General features: G+C 63.9%; 22 protein-coding genes and 2 tRNA genes. 8 read left to right on the top strand and 16 right to left on the bottom strand.

Translation table 11 applies throughout. From position 1 onward, the window contains the following. Positions 1 to 570: transposase (locus tag MKK88_RS07340; RefSeq protein WP_243998360.1), on the top strand; the 570-nt coding region annotated here is incomplete at its 5' end. A gap of 1,582 nt (positions 571 to 2,152) precedes the next feature. Here MKK88_RS07340 and MKK88_RS07335 read toward each other — a convergent pair. The 10 genes from MKK88_RS07335 to MKK88_RS07285 form a co-directional block, all read right to left on the bottom strand. Next, positions 2,153 to 2,455 (bottom strand): hypothetical protein, encoded by a 303-nt coding sequence (locus MKK88_RS07335; protein ID WP_243998358.1) that lies wholly within the window; start codon positions 2,453 to 2,455, stop codon positions 2,153 to 2,155. A 41-nt stretch (positions 2,456 to 2,496) separates the two neighbouring features. Further along, entirely contained in the window at positions 2,497 to 2,715 is a 219-nt protein-coding gene (locus tag MKK88_RS07330) for a hypothetical protein (RefSeq protein ID WP_243998356.1), read from the bottom strand. A 98-nt stretch (positions 2,716 to 2,813) separates the two neighbouring features. Further along, positions 2,814 to 3,287, bottom strand: a complete 474-nt coding sequence (locus MKK88_RS07325) for a hypothetical protein (protein WP_243998354.1) — start codon at positions 3,285 to 3,287, stop codon at positions 2,814 to 2,816. Then, the gene (locus MKK88_RS07320; RefSeq protein WP_243998352.1) at positions 3,280 to 3,552 is read right to left on the bottom strand and encodes a hypothetical protein; all 273 of its coding nucleotides are present in this window, start codon (positions 3,550 to 3,552) and stop codon (positions 3,280 to 3,282) included. The genes MKK88_RS07325 and MKK88_RS07320 overlap by 8 nt, the downstream gene beginning before the upstream one ends. Positions 3,553 to 4,399: 847 nt before the next feature. After that, a tRNA-Ile gene (locus MKK88_RS07315) sits at positions 4,400 to 4,475 on the bottom strand. Between the two features lie 415 nt (positions 4,476 to 4,890). Continuing rightward, the gene (locus MKK88_RS07305; RefSeq protein ID WP_243998348.1) at positions 4,891 to 5,073 is read right to left on the bottom strand and encodes a hypothetical protein; all 183 of its coding nucleotides are present in this window, start codon (positions 5,071 to 5,073) and stop codon (positions 4,891 to 4,893) included. 23 nt (positions 5,074 to 5,096) lie between these two features. Further along, complete coding sequence (locus MKK88_RS07300) at positions 5,097 to 5,273, bottom strand: hypothetical protein (RefSeq protein ID WP_243998346.1); 177 nt, start codon at positions 5,271 to 5,273, stop codon at positions 5,097 to 5,099. Between the two features lie 197 nt (positions 5,274 to 5,470). Further along, positions 5,471 to 5,890 carry a hypothetical protein gene (locus tag MKK88_RS07295; protein ID WP_243998362.1) on the bottom strand — a complete coding sequence of 140 codons (420 nt, stop codon included), beginning with the start codon at positions 5,888 to 5,890 and terminating at the stop codon, positions 5,471 to 5,473. Then, a complete protein-coding gene (locus tag MKK88_RS07290) occupies positions 5,887 to 6,282 on the bottom strand; it encodes a phage holin family protein (RefSeq protein WP_243998344.1) in 396 nt (131 codons plus the stop codon). The genes MKK88_RS07295 and MKK88_RS07290 overlap by 4 nt, the downstream gene beginning before the upstream one ends. A gap of 9 nt (positions 6,283 to 6,291) precedes the next feature. Then, positions 6,292 to 6,735 (bottom strand): hypothetical protein, encoded by a 444-nt coding sequence (locus MKK88_RS07285; protein ID WP_243998342.1) that lies wholly within the window; start codon positions 6,733 to 6,735, stop codon positions 6,292 to 6,294. 166 nt (positions 6,736 to 6,901) lie between these two features. Between MKK88_RS07285 and MKK88_RS07280 the strand changes: the two genes are divergently transcribed. From MKK88_RS07280 to MKK88_RS07270, 3 genes are all read left to right on the top strand, one after another. Beyond that, a complete protein-coding gene (locus MKK88_RS07280) occupies positions 6,902 to 7,264 on the top strand; it encodes a CsbD family protein (protein WP_243998340.1) in 363 nt (120 codons plus the stop codon). 469 nt (positions 7,265 to 7,733) lie between these two features. Then, positions 7,734 to 8,291 carry a hypothetical protein gene (locus MKK88_RS07275; RefSeq protein ID WP_243998338.1) on the top strand — a complete coding sequence of 186 codons (558 nt, stop codon included), beginning with the start codon at positions 7,734 to 7,736 and terminating at the stop codon, positions 8,289 to 8,291. Between the two features lie 338 nt (positions 8,292 to 8,629). Next, positions 8,630 to 8,830, top strand: a complete 201-nt coding sequence (locus MKK88_RS07270; RefSeq protein ID WP_243998336.1) for a hypothetical protein — start codon at positions 8,630 to 8,632, stop codon at positions 8,828 to 8,830. Between the two features lie 505 nt (positions 8,831 to 9,335). Here the strand turns inward: MKK88_RS07270 and MKK88_RS07265 are convergent. Next, a complete protein-coding gene (locus MKK88_RS07265) occupies positions 9,336 to 9,545 on the bottom strand; it encodes a hypothetical protein (RefSeq protein ID WP_243998334.1) in 210 nt (69 codons plus the stop codon). Positions 9,546 to 9,808: 263 nt separating this feature from the next. Between MKK88_RS07265 and MKK88_RS07260 the strand changes: the two genes are divergently transcribed. Beyond that, positions 9,809 to 10,075 carry a hypothetical protein gene (locus MKK88_RS07260; protein ID WP_243998332.1) on the top strand — a complete coding sequence of 89 codons (267 nt, stop codon included), beginning with the start codon at positions 9,809 to 9,811 and terminating at the stop codon, positions 10,073 to 10,075. 43 nt (positions 10,076 to 10,118) lie between these two features. Here MKK88_RS07260 and MKK88_RS07255 read toward each other — a convergent pair whose 3' ends face one another. After that, positions 10,119 to 10,406 carry a hypothetical protein gene (locus tag MKK88_RS07255; protein ID WP_243998330.1) on the bottom strand — a complete coding sequence of 96 codons (288 nt, stop codon included), beginning with the start codon at positions 10,404 to 10,406 and terminating at the stop codon, positions 10,119 to 10,121. A 263-nt stretch (positions 10,407 to 10,669) separates the two neighbouring features. Between MKK88_RS07255 and MKK88_RS07250 the strand changes: the two genes are divergently transcribed. Then, a tRNA-Cys gene (locus MKK88_RS07250) sits at positions 10,670 to 10,745 on the top strand. 47 nt (positions 10,746 to 10,792) lie between these two features. Here MKK88_RS07250 and MKK88_RS07245 read toward each other — a convergent pair. The 4 genes from MKK88_RS07245 to MKK88_RS07235 form a co-directional block, all read right to left on the bottom strand. Then, entirely contained in the window at positions 10,793 to 11,017 is a 225-nt protein-coding gene (locus tag MKK88_RS07245) for a hypothetical protein (protein ID WP_243998327.1), read from the bottom strand. Beyond that, the gene (locus MKK88_RS07240) at positions 11,014 to 11,268 is read right to left on the bottom strand and encodes a hypothetical protein (protein ID WP_243998325.1); all 255 of its coding nucleotides are present in this window, start codon (positions 11,266 to 11,268) and stop codon (positions 11,014 to 11,016) included. The genes MKK88_RS07245 and MKK88_RS07240 overlap by 4 nt, the downstream gene beginning before the upstream one ends. Before the next feature lie 73 nt (positions 11,269 to 11,341). Further along, on the bottom strand, positions 11,342 to 11,476 hold the full coding sequence (locus MKK88_RS33770) for a hypothetical protein (protein ID WP_279602134.1): 135 nt from the start codon (positions 11,474 to 11,476) through the stop codon (positions 11,342 to 11,344). A gap of 420 nt (positions 11,477 to 11,896) precedes the next feature. After that, positions 11,897 to 12,136: a helix-turn-helix transcriptional regulator gene (locus MKK88_RS07235; RefSeq protein ID WP_243998324.1), complete on the bottom strand. Its 240-nt coding sequence runs from the start codon at positions 12,134 to 12,136 to the stop codon at positions 11,897 to 11,899. A gap of 105 nt (positions 12,137 to 12,241) precedes the next feature. On the opposite strand from MKK88_RS07235, the gene MKK88_RS07230 reads away from it, so the two are divergent. Both MKK88_RS07230 and MKK88_RS07225 read left to right on the top strand, forming a co-directional pair. Continuing rightward, complete coding sequence (locus tag MKK88_RS07230; protein WP_243998321.1) at positions 12,242 to 12,538, top strand: hypothetical protein; 297 nt, start codon at positions 12,242 to 12,244, stop codon at positions 12,536 to 12,538. 12 nt (positions 12,539 to 12,550) lie between these two features. Next, positions 12,551 to 12,998: hypothetical protein (locus MKK88_RS07225; protein WP_243998319.1), on the top strand; the 448-nt coding region annotated here is incomplete at its 3' end.

Here is a 12,998-nt window from a genome sequence, read left to right as displayed (position 1 = left end):
CCGCGCAAGCGTCACGTCCCGGATCAGGTCTCGGTCGCAGCGGAGACGATCCTCGCGGACATGACCGGCCGATCTGTGACCTGGCGGCGCGGCACCAAGGGCCGGCTGCGGGCTCGCTTTTGCGCGCTGCGCGTTCGGATGGCCGATGGCCCGACCCAGAGGATCGGCGCAATGGGCAATCAGCATCTGCCCGGCGACGAGGTCTGGCTGGTCCGCGAGGAGCGTGGCTCAGGCGAGCGCAAGTACTATCTCTCGAACCTGCCGGCCGAGGCCAACCTCAAGCAGCTGGCCGCAACGATCAAGGCGCGCTGGATCTGCGAGCAGGCCCACCAGCAGATGAAGGAGGAACTCGGCCTCGATCACTTCGAGGGCCGATCCTGGACCGGGCTGCATCGGCACGCGCTGATGACGATGATGGCCTACGCCTTCCTCCAATCCCGGCGCCTCGCAGCGGTGGGGCGGAAAAAAAAGAATCGCCTGCCCGCCGCCTCAGCCCTCGATGCCGGCGATCCGGCAGGCCATCTTGGATCACCTCAGTCGGCCGCCAGCGCAGCGATGCCCGCACTGTGACGCCGATCTCAACCTGCCACCCTGAAACCAATCTGCCAAAGTAATGCTAGGGCGACTGTGTCGAGATCTGATTGTTTTTTGGGCTCGGTGGCGGTTTGAAGCTCGTCAAGCTGCATGTCACGCTTCGCTGCCGGGTCGGCAGGCGTAGGCGCCGTCGGAAGAGCGCCTGTGGTGGTGGGTTCCCTCCCGCACCCGGCACATACCTTGGTGGCGATGGCATCGTCCACAACCTGACGCGGGGTTAAGCGCTCGATGGGCTGAACTGAGGTCGGGCTCGCATCACGGCTCGGCGGCTTAGTTTGGCCGACGGCGGTCGTATTAGGAGCCTTTTCTGCAGCGAGTGGTTCGGCGCCGCTATTGCCGGTACCCGTTTGAGCGACTGCTTATACTACAGGTGCATAGGCCAGAACAAAACATAGGATAGGAATGCGAATGCCGGTCATGGCTTCCTCCATGATGCTTTAATCGCTCAAATTGTTAGAGGTTCACAGCGAATAAGGGTGGGCCTGATAAGCTCACGTCAGCTTGGGGAGGCAAGCTGAACTGCCGCCGGCAACCTGTTCCGCGACGTGGTGCAGAACCATGGGCGGCAGATGGCGAAGGCGGAGTGAGCCCGGCGGAACCGTTGTCTGACCTGTGCGTCTACCAGCATCCCAAGTGCAATAACCTTCAGCCCCGCCGGCCCCCGCCGCGCGGGGCCTTTTGTTAACCTGCAGCGTCCATTCTGTTGTCGGGTTCGGAGCTATCGCCCCTCACAATTCGGACCCATAGAAGCCCGTCCAGCTTACCGCTGTGGCGGGCTTTTTGTCGCTCCAATCTGCGCGCTCTGATCGCTTTTATTCTTCGCCATATCCCCCATCTCAATCCTCAGAGTAATTAGTCACTCCAGAGGACGCGATGCACGTTCAAGCCATGGTTGCTGCGGCCATTCTCGCCGGCTTCGTCGAGTTCGCATGCCTCTGCCATGAGGCCCCCGAGGCTCACGACGACTGATCGGCCACCTGAATCAGTGAGACGATAGCCCGCCCGGTTCGCTGGCGCGGGCTTTTTGTTGACCGCAGCTGGCAACGTCTCGTTAACCATCGCAGCGCAGGCTCCGAGCGTCGTTTGAACCAGTTTCACCCAAGCTTATGCCCCTGAGTCACCCAGCCATCGCCCAAGCCATCGTCGCCGAAACAGAGGCGACGAAAGCTATGATTCTGGCCGAGAAGATGCGGGCGATGGAAGCCACAGGCGCGGCCAGGGCGTTCGCTGAGTTTGCTGCTGCACAACGGGCTCGCGCGGCGTGGGCACGCGCACAGGTCGCAACGCGGGGTTTGGCAGGATGAATACGTCTGCTGTCGCTTGCGAAGTGAACGTAGACGGTGCTTGGCAGGCGTTCAGCCTCAAGGACGCGCAGCGGGGCTACCGTGACGCTCTAAAGCGCTGCCCGCATTGCCACGGTCGGGTGACAGTCATGGGCATCTACAATGCGGCTGGCAACTTGGCACTTACCCATCGCCGCGCGCACGATGGATGCCCTTTGATACAGAAGCGCTACCGAGGAGTGCCAAAGCGACACCCGGAACCGATCGAGTAGCGATCAGCGCTGCACTGCTTCGATGTCGTCTTCGTAGATCGAGTCCGGCTGGCAGGCGTGCCACTCCTTCTTCTCCTGGCTCTGCCCCTTCCGGCCATAGCAGTATCCGGCCTGGGCCAGACGGCCGCTGACCCGATCGCGCAGCCGGCATTGCTCATGGATGATGGCAGGGTCTCCGGTGCCATCGCAGGTCTGGGCGGCCTTCAGTTCAGCCGTCAGCAGCTCGGGTACGGTTGGCATCTGCTGCTGTGCCTGCGCCCCACCGGCAGCGACGACGAGAGCGAGGGCGGCGAGGGCTGTGCGCATGGGGCAGGATAGCCGTCGGGATGGCGGTGTCGAGGGGGCCGCTACACCGGGCGTGTCGCGTCGCGGATAGCCCTCTCGACAGCTTCAAGCTGTTCCTGCAGGGGCTGGAAGTCCGCGCCATGAAGGTAGCCTTCGGGCGCGGAATCATCGCCAGCCGATCCACGCTGTTGCCTCAGATCGGCAGCACGCTTCGCAACCTCGTTGCGCTTCGCGCGTAGGGCGCGCGCGAGTTCCTTCATGTCGTCGATCGAGCTGCCCATCAGCGCCTCCTCACGGACGAGGTGTCCTCACTCTATGCCGCACGCACGAAACCTCCGCCAACTTGCCGGGCCGGCAGCAACGGAGAGGGCTGAGCGCATCATGCCGAAGGTGACTTCAGCAGGCGCAGCAGAATCTGACCCACGACGACCAGAGCGGCGCCCCCACCCAGGGCCTGGGCGCCACCGGCAAGCCATGACTGCGCCAGCTTGGCGTTCTCAGGCGCTCCATAGAAGGCTACGTACATTAGGAACGTGAGGACGATCACGCCGACGAACGCGCCGGTGAACACAATGCGCGTGAACAGCGAGAGGCGTCGCTTCTCTCGACGCTCCTCGCCTTCCATGCGGTTGGTGGCGAACTCGAACTCGCGAGCGTTCTGGGCAACCTGAGCAGAGATCATTTCGCTAACCACCTCTGTTCGGCGGTTGGAGCTGTCGATGCGTGCGCGCTCGATAGCCATAAGTTCACGAAACTGGACACCTTCCAGGTCGTGGCTTTGGTTGTCGGCGTTGGGATTGTAGGGAACGGGGACGGCCGCTTGGCGCGGCTTTCCATCGTCGCCATCAGTCATTGAAGGAGGCGCCGCCGAATCCAAAGCCGCTCATGAAACCCGGCATCGGCGTTCCATCGAGGGCCATATCCAGAACGAACTCAGCCGGCAGACTGCGGACGACAAAGCGTCCATACGCCGAGCGCGTGACGTTCGTGATGTAGCCCTCAAGGCTCGGCTGACACTTACGGCGAGTGGCTTCTTGAAGCGCCTCGCGATAGGTGTCGTGATAGGACTCGACGGTCGCAGATGCAGCCTCCGGTCTCGGATGGGTCTGCACGGGCATAAGGTCCCCTGTGGCGCTGCCGGGCCGGATCATCGGAATGATGGCGGTACCCGGGGTTAAGGCACGGTTACATATTCAACGCGACTCGGGCAACAAGTGTCCTGTCGCACATGAAGCCGGTATGATTTTTACCGATAGCCCTTCGAAACGCATCACACGAATGGATGATTTTGAGCGGATCATTCGGCGCTGCGTCGATCGTTGCCGGCCTTCCTCAGCCGCCCCCCCCCCGGCCCCTCGCCGTTCTCATCGAAGAAGATGACGCCGGCGGCTCATGGTACAGCCGTTGCAGACCCGGTTCGATCTACCCTGCACGAGGCACCGCCATGTCGGCCGCGAGCCAGCACCTTGCCGAGCTAAACGTGTTCGCCGAACGGTGTGCGATGGCACTCGTAGATGCGAACCGGTTTCGGCATATGGCGACACGGGCTCTGCGAGATGGTGCGCCTAGAGCGCAGATCCGAGCACATAAGGCCCGAACCACAGCACGTATCATCCTGATGCATGCGAAGAAGGATCTGGCGATGCATCGCATGATCGTGGAGGCGGCGAAGGCCGGACCGAGCGCTTCCTGAGACGGGCGGGAAGCGACCTGCTTTACCTCAGCAACCCGCTCACCATCGCGATCATGCCGAAGCCGAACGAGATGAAAGCGGCAACCAGCAAGGCTCGATCAACAGCGCGGCTGCGGGTTTCCCCCGTCTGGTCTGACATCTGACAACTCCCTCGAACTGGAGGTTGAGTAGCCAGCGTTTCCCGGTTGTGTCCGAAAATCGCGAGTCCGTCATTGACGCAGCGGCGACACAGCCTTGTCTGATACCGCTGCTATCGAGTGTTGCTCAGGATTTGGTGGGCCCGGCAGGACTCGAACCTGCAACCAGACCGTTATGAGCGGTCAGCTCTAACCATTGAGCTACAGGCCCACGTCCCTGTGTAGCATCACTGGTCCGGCGTTGCTCTCCCCAATCGAGATGACGCCGGCACACACCTCTTCAGGCGGCTGTGTCTTCGGCTATCACCACGGCCGCGTAGCGGGCACGAGCCGCACCGTCTCCCGCCGAGCCATCACGGGCACACCACGCCGCAAAAGCATCCGGCTCAATCGGCACACGCACGACCTCTACGCCGCTGCGCTGAACCACGCCTTCCATCTGCTCCGTCGCAGTTCGCCAGGTCTCGTAGGCCAGCGGCAGTTTCGCGCCATCTGCGAGAGTGGTTCGCAGGGCCTCGTAATTCTCGGCCGAGTACCACGGTAGGCCGACGCGACGGGGGCGGCTCATTTTAGACAACCCCTCGCCTCCACGTACTCGGTGAGGGCTTCGCCTATGACGTGATACCTCAAGGCTTCTTTGCCCCACCCTTCGCGGCGTCCCGTTCGAGGCGCGCGGCCTTCAAGCGTGCGGTATTCTGATCGGCGGCACTTGCCGTTGGCTGGTCAGAGGCATTGCCGCCGGAACGGCCCTGGGTTTTCGCGAAAGCTGCTTCGGCTTCCATCCGCTCTTTGCTGTGGTGGTCAGCCATATACCGTTCCTTAGTTCGCCTCCTCAGGATCCTCGCGGACCGAAGCCTTTAAGCGGCACCCCGGTTCTGAACCGGTCGTACTTGCGTCCGAGAGCATCAAGATAGGCGCCGACTACGACTAGGGCAGCGGGGCGATCCTTCTCGGTCACGACCCGTAGAAGACGCTGACGGAACAGCGCGTCGGGCTCTGGATCGCTCATGTCTTGCTCATCAGCGCAACGAGGCCAGCTGCTAGAAGACCTGCGCCCAAGACCACCAGCGGAGCGTGGTCAACGCCTTGGTCGGTTAGAAGATGCGAACCGACCATCGCTACGGCCACGACGCCTATGACGATCGCGGCCCGGCCCAGGCTCACTTCAGATAGCCCTTCGCCTTCAGGTGCTCGGTGCGGAACACCTTACTTGGTGATCCGCACTGAGACGGGGTCGCTGCCAGGGAAGCTTTCCTCCAACGCGTCGTCGAGCCGCTCGTGCATCCGATCAGGATGGTTCTCCGCGAGGTAGCGGTCCGCCGTCGTCACAGCCGTTCCTGCTGGCGCAACCGCCAAACGCCTCCGCTCCGCGGCCGTTCGAAAAGCCTCGTACACGAGCAAGCCAAACCCAGCTGCGATCAGCAGCGCCGGCACAGGGTTGACCCGCACATCTTGGACGAAGCGCTCGACGGTCTCGCTCGCAGCCTGCCCCGAACGGCGCAGATCGGCAAAGTCGCGCGGGATCCCCGGCTGATTCAACCGGGCCTGCAGATCGGCCAGCGTCCGGTCCAGCCGCCCGCGGCTCGCCTCGACGTCCTGCTCCAGCTTCTCCGGTGCGTCGCTCATGTGTCCATCCGTTCCGTGAGAACCTGCGCGTCCTGCTTGACCTGCCGCCCCGTCCGGGTCGGCTCCAGCGTAGCCAGAGACGTCTTGCTGCGTCCGAACACTCCGAGACCGATCGCGAGCAGGAGGAAGACGCTGCCCACGATCAGCGCCGCTAATGCGTCCGACTGCACGAGGACGGCGATGCCCTTCACCAGCGCCAGGAGCAGCGTGAACAAGCCTGTGATGGCGAGCACAGCCGCCATGAGCAACAGGCTGATGCCAAGGGATATGCGATGGACGCATTGAGCCATCTCGGTGCGGAATAGCGTAACTTCGCTACTGACGAGGTCACGCAGTTCGCGGACGGCACCGCCGACGAGGCTCGGGATGCTGCGCAATCCTGGCTCGGCCATGTTGCCCTCCTACAGGTCCGGCGTCGGGATGACGTCGACTGGAACCACGGCATGTGAGCGTGGGATCGGCCGAAGCGTCTGAGAATTCAGGGTGCGGAATAACGCGAAGCCAGCAAAGATAGTCGCCGCGGCCGTCAGGGCCGGACGGCGGCGGACTGCCGCGTGCACCTCATCGTACATCTCACCGAAGGAGCGGCGCGCGATGCCAGCCGCCAACTCATCGACACCGAGCGCAGCCTGATCGAAGAGTTCCTTCAGCTGCGGCAGACCGTCGAAGTTGGCGCCAGTATCGCGGATCGCGACGCCCACATCCGAGACCAGCCGCGCCGCGTCAGCCTTACGCTTCTCGACGTAGCCCTGGGTTTGATCGCGCAGCGTGTCGGCGAAGCCTTGAGCCGCGCCAGATCCTGTGTCGGCAGCGCTCGATCTACGGCCCTGAGCACCATTCGGCATCGAGTTGCTCCCGCGACTCATTCTGGATCAGGGGAAACCGTAGGCTCTCCATACCGTTCCGCTGTGCCGATGTGACTGCTCGATCGAGCTCAGAGTCGAATGGGGCTGTTCACGCGTTAGAGGCTCGATGAGGTCCAGCCAGCGTGAACGCTGAGGAGGAAGAACCATGGATGAAGATCGGATCACCGGGGCCGCGAAGGAGTTCGGCGGCAAGGTCAAAGGCGCCGCCGCCGAACTGACTGGAAACAGGCAGACGCAGGCTGAAGAGAAGGCGACTGAGCTGAAGGGCTCGGCGCAAAACCTGTACGGGCAGGCCAAGGACACGCTCAGCGACGCCGCCGATCAAGCGCGGGAGTTTGCCGGCGATGCGTTCGACCGCGCCCGCGAGCGCTACCCGGACGCGCAGCGCTTGTACCGGCAGGGCAGCGCGGCGCTTCGCCCGCACGCGCAGGAGTCGCCGCTGGGGCTTGCGATCTTAGCTGGCGCGATCGGCTACCTACTCGCCTTGGTCATCCACGGTCGGCGATAGCCATCGAGCGGGACAGGCCGGGCGAGCCGTGATGATGTGGCCTGCCCGGTCAGCCTCGCGCGGGTCGCGCGCGGTAGGGCAGGGCCCTTCATCGCCAACGGCCGGACAGCCTCGCTAAGCTTCATGGCTGGGCCAGAAGGCTCCCGCTAACCCCGATTGAGCGCATTCGAAGCCTTGGACACGGTTGCGCGATCGAGTCGGCCGCGGAGAACTGCCGATGGGAACATGCGCAATATGCGAGGCGCCGTTCGAGCTGATCGTATCGAACCGCCGCTACTGCTCACCGCGCTGCGCAAAGCGGGCGAATAATCTCGCGTTTAGGTCCGCACATCCCGTTCCACCGGCTCCGGTTCGCCAGGCCCGGTGCGCCAATTGCCAAGCTCCGTTTACGACGAACCGAGGCCGCAAGATCTTCTGCTCTCACCGATGCGCTCAACGCGTTAGTTGGCTGGCTCATGCCGGCCGCGACATGGCTGTGAAGGCAGAGGCGGGGACGCTCTATCCCGAGCGAAGCCGATACCACCGCGATCCCTACACGCCCGCAGAGATTGCGGCACTTCGAGCTGATCCTCTTTGCGTACTGCCGAACCGCACCCTTACCGCGCAATGGAAGAAGTGCCGGAAACTGGGGATCTGCCGGGATCGAAGCTTGTACGTGCCTCCGTACCGCTCGCCGGAGAGCGCCGCCCACCAAAGGGCGTTCAAGACGCCTCCGGCCAAGCAGCGCCGTCAATATTTTCGGCGCCGCATTCGCGAGAACCCGGAGCCAATTCTGGCGGAACTCAGACAGCTTGCTCGTGGGCACCAACACGCCGAAGATCTGATCGCAGAGGGCTTCGCCATCGTGCTTCGCCTCGCGATCCCAGCGGCCGAGGCGTTCAAGATTGCGAAGGCCGAGGTCAACCGCACGTTGGCTCAGCCCTTCCGTGAGCAGTCGTTCAACCCGGACATCGACTATGCAGCGCGGGAGACCGGGCGCCAGGTGTCGCGGGCATCCGACATCAGGGCCGCTCGCGGGGACGGCTGATCGTGCCGCGGGGGTTGTTTGTAGACGGGGCAGGGAGCCCGTCATAACTCAGCGTCATGGCCAAAGAGATCCCCCAGCGTCGGCGACCTGCGCCGCAAGTCCGAGGTGACAGCCTTCGAAATCTGTGCGGCCCGCTGCTGGGTCTTCGCGGTTGAGGCAGCGGCTTTCGCGGATCGACCCAGACCCAGTGGGCTTCCTCGATCCAGCCGGTCTCCAAAGGTACACACTACTGCTCGGTGGGCATTGGCTGTGATCGAACGGACGCGCGAGGCGAAAATGCCGGGCCTGCGCCGCACGATGGTGAAGACCGCCGTCATCCTCGGCTTCTCGGTTCAGGGATGAGCGAGGAGCCGCAGGCGAAGTACGACATCGTAGTCGCGCGGCTGACGCAGCGCCTGCACGGCTACGCGCAGGGGCTCGGCATCGACGATACCGCCCTTCGCCAGATCGTCGAGCGCATCGTCGCTGATATGCCCGAGGCCGACGACGTGGATCGGCAAGTCGAGGCGCGCAACTGGATGCTTATGGCGGTACGCTGACGAGGCCCACCGAACCGCACGCCCCGATCCGCGGGCGCGCTATCAAGGCCCTGCGTGCAGTCGCACCCGTCCGCCATGCCGCTGCTAGTCGAGATGGGGCTAGTCAGGGCACTGAATGCGTGCGGGCTTAGGGCACCCGCTTTACCGGCTGCTGCAGCAGCCTCCCGGTTCAATTGGTGGGTAGAATGACTACCGAGATTGCGGTGAAACCATGTGGATCACGCTGTAATCCCCTTGCTCGAATAGCTGCTTGTGCTGCCCAGAATGATCTGGGCGAGGATGGCATGACCGACGAGCAGATAGGTGACCTACAGGTGCTATCCGATCTGCGCTCCTGGCATCGGAGGCAGATCGAGCAGGCACCCGGCGATGTCCGCGTCGTGCAAGCACACGAGCAAGCCATCCTTCGGCTCCATCAGCTAAGCGCCATCAAAAGACAGCGCACGGCCGAGGACGAGACTGAGCGTCAGCGTGCCCGTGCCGCAAACTCCCACACTGGAATGCCTCAGACCTGACCCGGCTTGGTCCGGTAGCCCGAGCCTCCTGCGAACACGACCCGAGCCGGCTCAACCGTCACGACCTTGCTGCCGGAGACCATCAGCACGCCGCAAACCTCGCCCCGCAGTGTCCCATGATCCGGGTGTACTGCGAACAACTCGGCCGCCGTCCAGCCCATCCAGTGCGCCTCGGCACCGAGCCGGGCGCAGAAATTCATCGCAGCTTCTCGCATTGGAGCCCAACGAGCCGGGGTCAGATACCGGCAGGGCGAGGCGTGCAGGGATAGGTTCTCTAATGCGCTGCGCCAGCCGGCGACGGCATCGGGGAGCGGAGCAGGGGCTGGGTTGGCTGACATGCGGCCGAGCTACGGCAGACCGCTTGCAGTAGGCCATGTGGCTGAAAGCCCGCCCCATCAACCTATGTTGACCCGGCCAGGCGCAAGGCGCGTGGCGATCCCCTAGCTCCTGATGCACGGACACCATGGCCGCCGCCCGCCCGACCCTCGCCGATCTCCGCAAGGCTGGAACGATCAGCAGCACCGAGATCGTCGCGGCCGTAGACCTCTACATGAGAAACCCGGAGACCGGCCCCTATCGGTTCGCGAGCGGGCACAGAGTCGACATCGCGGCAGCGGTCGGAGCCTCGCCAGCTGTCTCCGAACTCAAGGGCAAGCCCGGCCCGCAGGAGAAGACGTTCCGGAATGCCGTGACAGCCGCCGTCATGGGCGCGCTTGCGACCAAACCCTAGCCGGGCGGCTCGTGAGGACATGGCCGCCCAGCTGGTCGCCAACTTAGCAGTTATCAGCGCCAGGCTTCACCGGCTGACCCTCAGGGGCCTTCTTCGAACCGTCATCCTTCGTAGCTGCGCCGGTGTTGTTCATCGCGCCGACCGTGCCCGGGGACTCGGCCTTGGCGCCGGGGGTTACCTTGGCAGTCGAGCCTCCATCGACATTCGAGCTTGCGTCTTTGCCGGTAGCGGCATTCGTCGTTGTGCCGACGTTGCACGGCGCAGCGACAGCGAGGCTCGCCGACAGCGTGAGCATTGCAGTGGCGGCGGTGATATTTAGGATCTTGGACATGCTTCCTCCAGCTTCTTAAGCCTGAAGGGAAGGGTACTTGCTGGTCGTTGTTCCTGCCGACCCCGTGTGGCAACTGCTCGCGGCGGGGGGGCACTACTCCTTCCCCTCGCGAAACCGGATCCCGGCCCCGCCGCCGTTCTAGGGGATGAAATCCAGGCCGATGGTCCTCATCGGTAGGAGAACGCTAACGCTCTGGGAAGCCAACTGAGGATCCGTCATCGCTTGGCCTAGACCTGCCTCCGGCTGAGTGCTTCAAAGGGGACGGCCAGGTGGGTGAGTGTCCAGCCAGGAGCCTGCAAAGCTCCGCACGTCCGGTTCGACTCCGGGCCCCGGCCTCCAATTTCCCCCTTCGTCAGCGTGCCTCAACGCCTGTTCTCAGCTGACGGTCAGATGCCGAGCCACTCCAGCGCGGCCGCTTGGGTGTCGAAGGCGTTCTGCTGGGACGTGAAGGGCGCGGGACACTTGTCTGGCGCTGTCTCGTTGAGAAGATCGACCAGCCATTCGCGCGTCACGGTGCTGCGGTCGACCTCAAGCACCACGGATGCAATTAGGCGCCCATCGAGCAACACGTCGTAGCTGCCGGCTGCGAGCTGGCGGATGGAGTAGGTCACGGCTGATCCTTTCGGGGCGTCGCTAGATCTGACGTTCCGCTAGCCTGCATCCACCAAACCACCTCGCCTTTGTCGTCGATAAGCTTTGCAGAACACAGCGCCGCGGAGGGCTGGCTGAAGCAGTAGTTTTTCGCGAGTTCGATGGCTTCCTCTTTGGTTTTCGCAGTGATGGTGACCGTGTGCTGCGTCGTCCCAGAAGCCGATACATCGGAGCGGGAAAAAAGGAGCATGCGGAAAGGCTTCACCGTCATCGCTACGCCTTGCGCTCACGGAACCAGATCCCGACGTTGCCGTCGTTCTTAGAGATGCACTTCCTGCCGGCGTTCATGGCGCGATGGCCCAGGTCAGAAGAGTAGCGACGACGGCTGCGGCCAGGCAGTCTTTCAAGGCATCCTCCACACCAGCAGCATCCAACGCCTGCACGGCGCCCACGAAGACGACGGCCACGCCGATCGTCACGAGGCGCCTCGCGGTCACGCCTTGGCTCTACGCTCTCGGAACCAGATCCCGGCGCCCCCGCCGTTCTTGGGGGATAAACTCTAGGCCGGCAGTCACGACGCGCTGCCCCCTTCCGGAAGCCTGCGAAAAACCGCGACAGCCCCTCCAGATCGGTATCTTTTAAAGCCTCTGACTTCGCGGCCTCATCAAAAGCCGCCTCGTCGGTATCGCGGCCCAAACCGTACAGCGCTTGAGCGAGCATCGGCCACCAAGGCAGGTTGCACTCGCGTAGGAAGAAGGCTGCCTTGATTAGCGCCTCGCTTTGCTCAGACGGTACTGGTCGCCCGACGATCTGCGCTTCGAGCACGCGGTCGATCAGCGCTTCTGTGAGACGGCGGACCTCGGACAGACGCTTGGGTGATGCGGCTGAGGTGCTCACGCCTAGTCCTCGCCCCGCAGCCGCACGCCAGGGCGCCCGTGGTTCAGGAACTCGACGCCGGCAGCCTCCAGTGCGGTCTGGACCCGGCGGACCACATCGGCGCCACTCGTGATCTCAGCAGGGCCCTTCGCCTCCATCTTACGGATCGTGTTGACATGCAGATCCGCCCGCGTGGCGAGGTCGGTTTGTTCGATGCCCGATAGCGCGCGCGCGGCTTTGAGCTGATTGCCCGTCACCAGCATTGATGTTTGCCACACACATTTAGGAGTTGACGGTATACACCGACACGGATATGTGTATGAAACACATAGCGGGGTTCCCCGCAAACATAGTCGGGTTGCCCGCCAATGTCCAACCGCACCGTCTCTTGGAACCGCATCTCCCGCTCGCTGCACGACAGCCGCCCGGCGATCCCCGCCGGCCTCCTGTCCGCCACTGCCCGCATCGACATGATGGTGCGCACCACCCGCCGCCCGCTCTACGCCGCCGACAAGTTCGACCGCGCCGCCATCATGTCGGCCGCCGCCAAGGCCGCCCACGCCCATCAGGAGCGGTTCGGCGGCACCTGGGCCGAGGCGATGTCCGTCTGCCTCACCGCCGCGTGGCGGTCCGCCAAGCTCGCCCGCCACATGGCCGCGCACTGAGGAGCCGCGCAGATGTCCGCCCGCATCAACCGTCGGGCCCTCGCCGCCGGTCTACTCGCCGCCTCGGCTGCTCCGACCGCCGCCAAGGGTACGCACAAGGTGAGTACCCTTCGGGGTGACGACACCGAGCGCCTGCCCGACCACGCCGCCCTCTGGGCCCGCATGCCCCTGCCGTTCACGCCCGCCGAGGCGTGGCACCTGCTCTCGCCCACTACGCAGGCCGAGATCGGCGCCGCCGCCATCGGCATGGTGCTGGCCGAGTACGTCTCCGGCGACATGCATGGCGATGACGACCACTTCTACGACGACGCCTTGCGCGGCGACGCCATGGACACCGGCAGCGATCTGCTGACCCGCATCGAGCAGCGGCTGTGGGTGCTGTTCCCCGATCTCTACGGCCCCGATGGCGATCATCCTGCCTGGGCCCTTAATTCGGGCATGGCTCCGCCCGCTCCGATAG

The sequence above is a fragment of the Methylobacterium sp. E-005 genome, from assembly GCF_022829725.1.
Taxonomy (GTDB): Bacteria; Pseudomonadota; Alphaproteobacteria; order Rhizobiales; family Beijerinckiaceae; genus Methylobacterium.
Note: the sequence above shows the minus strand (reverse complement) of the source record. Positions and strands in the feature narration are given on the sequence as shown.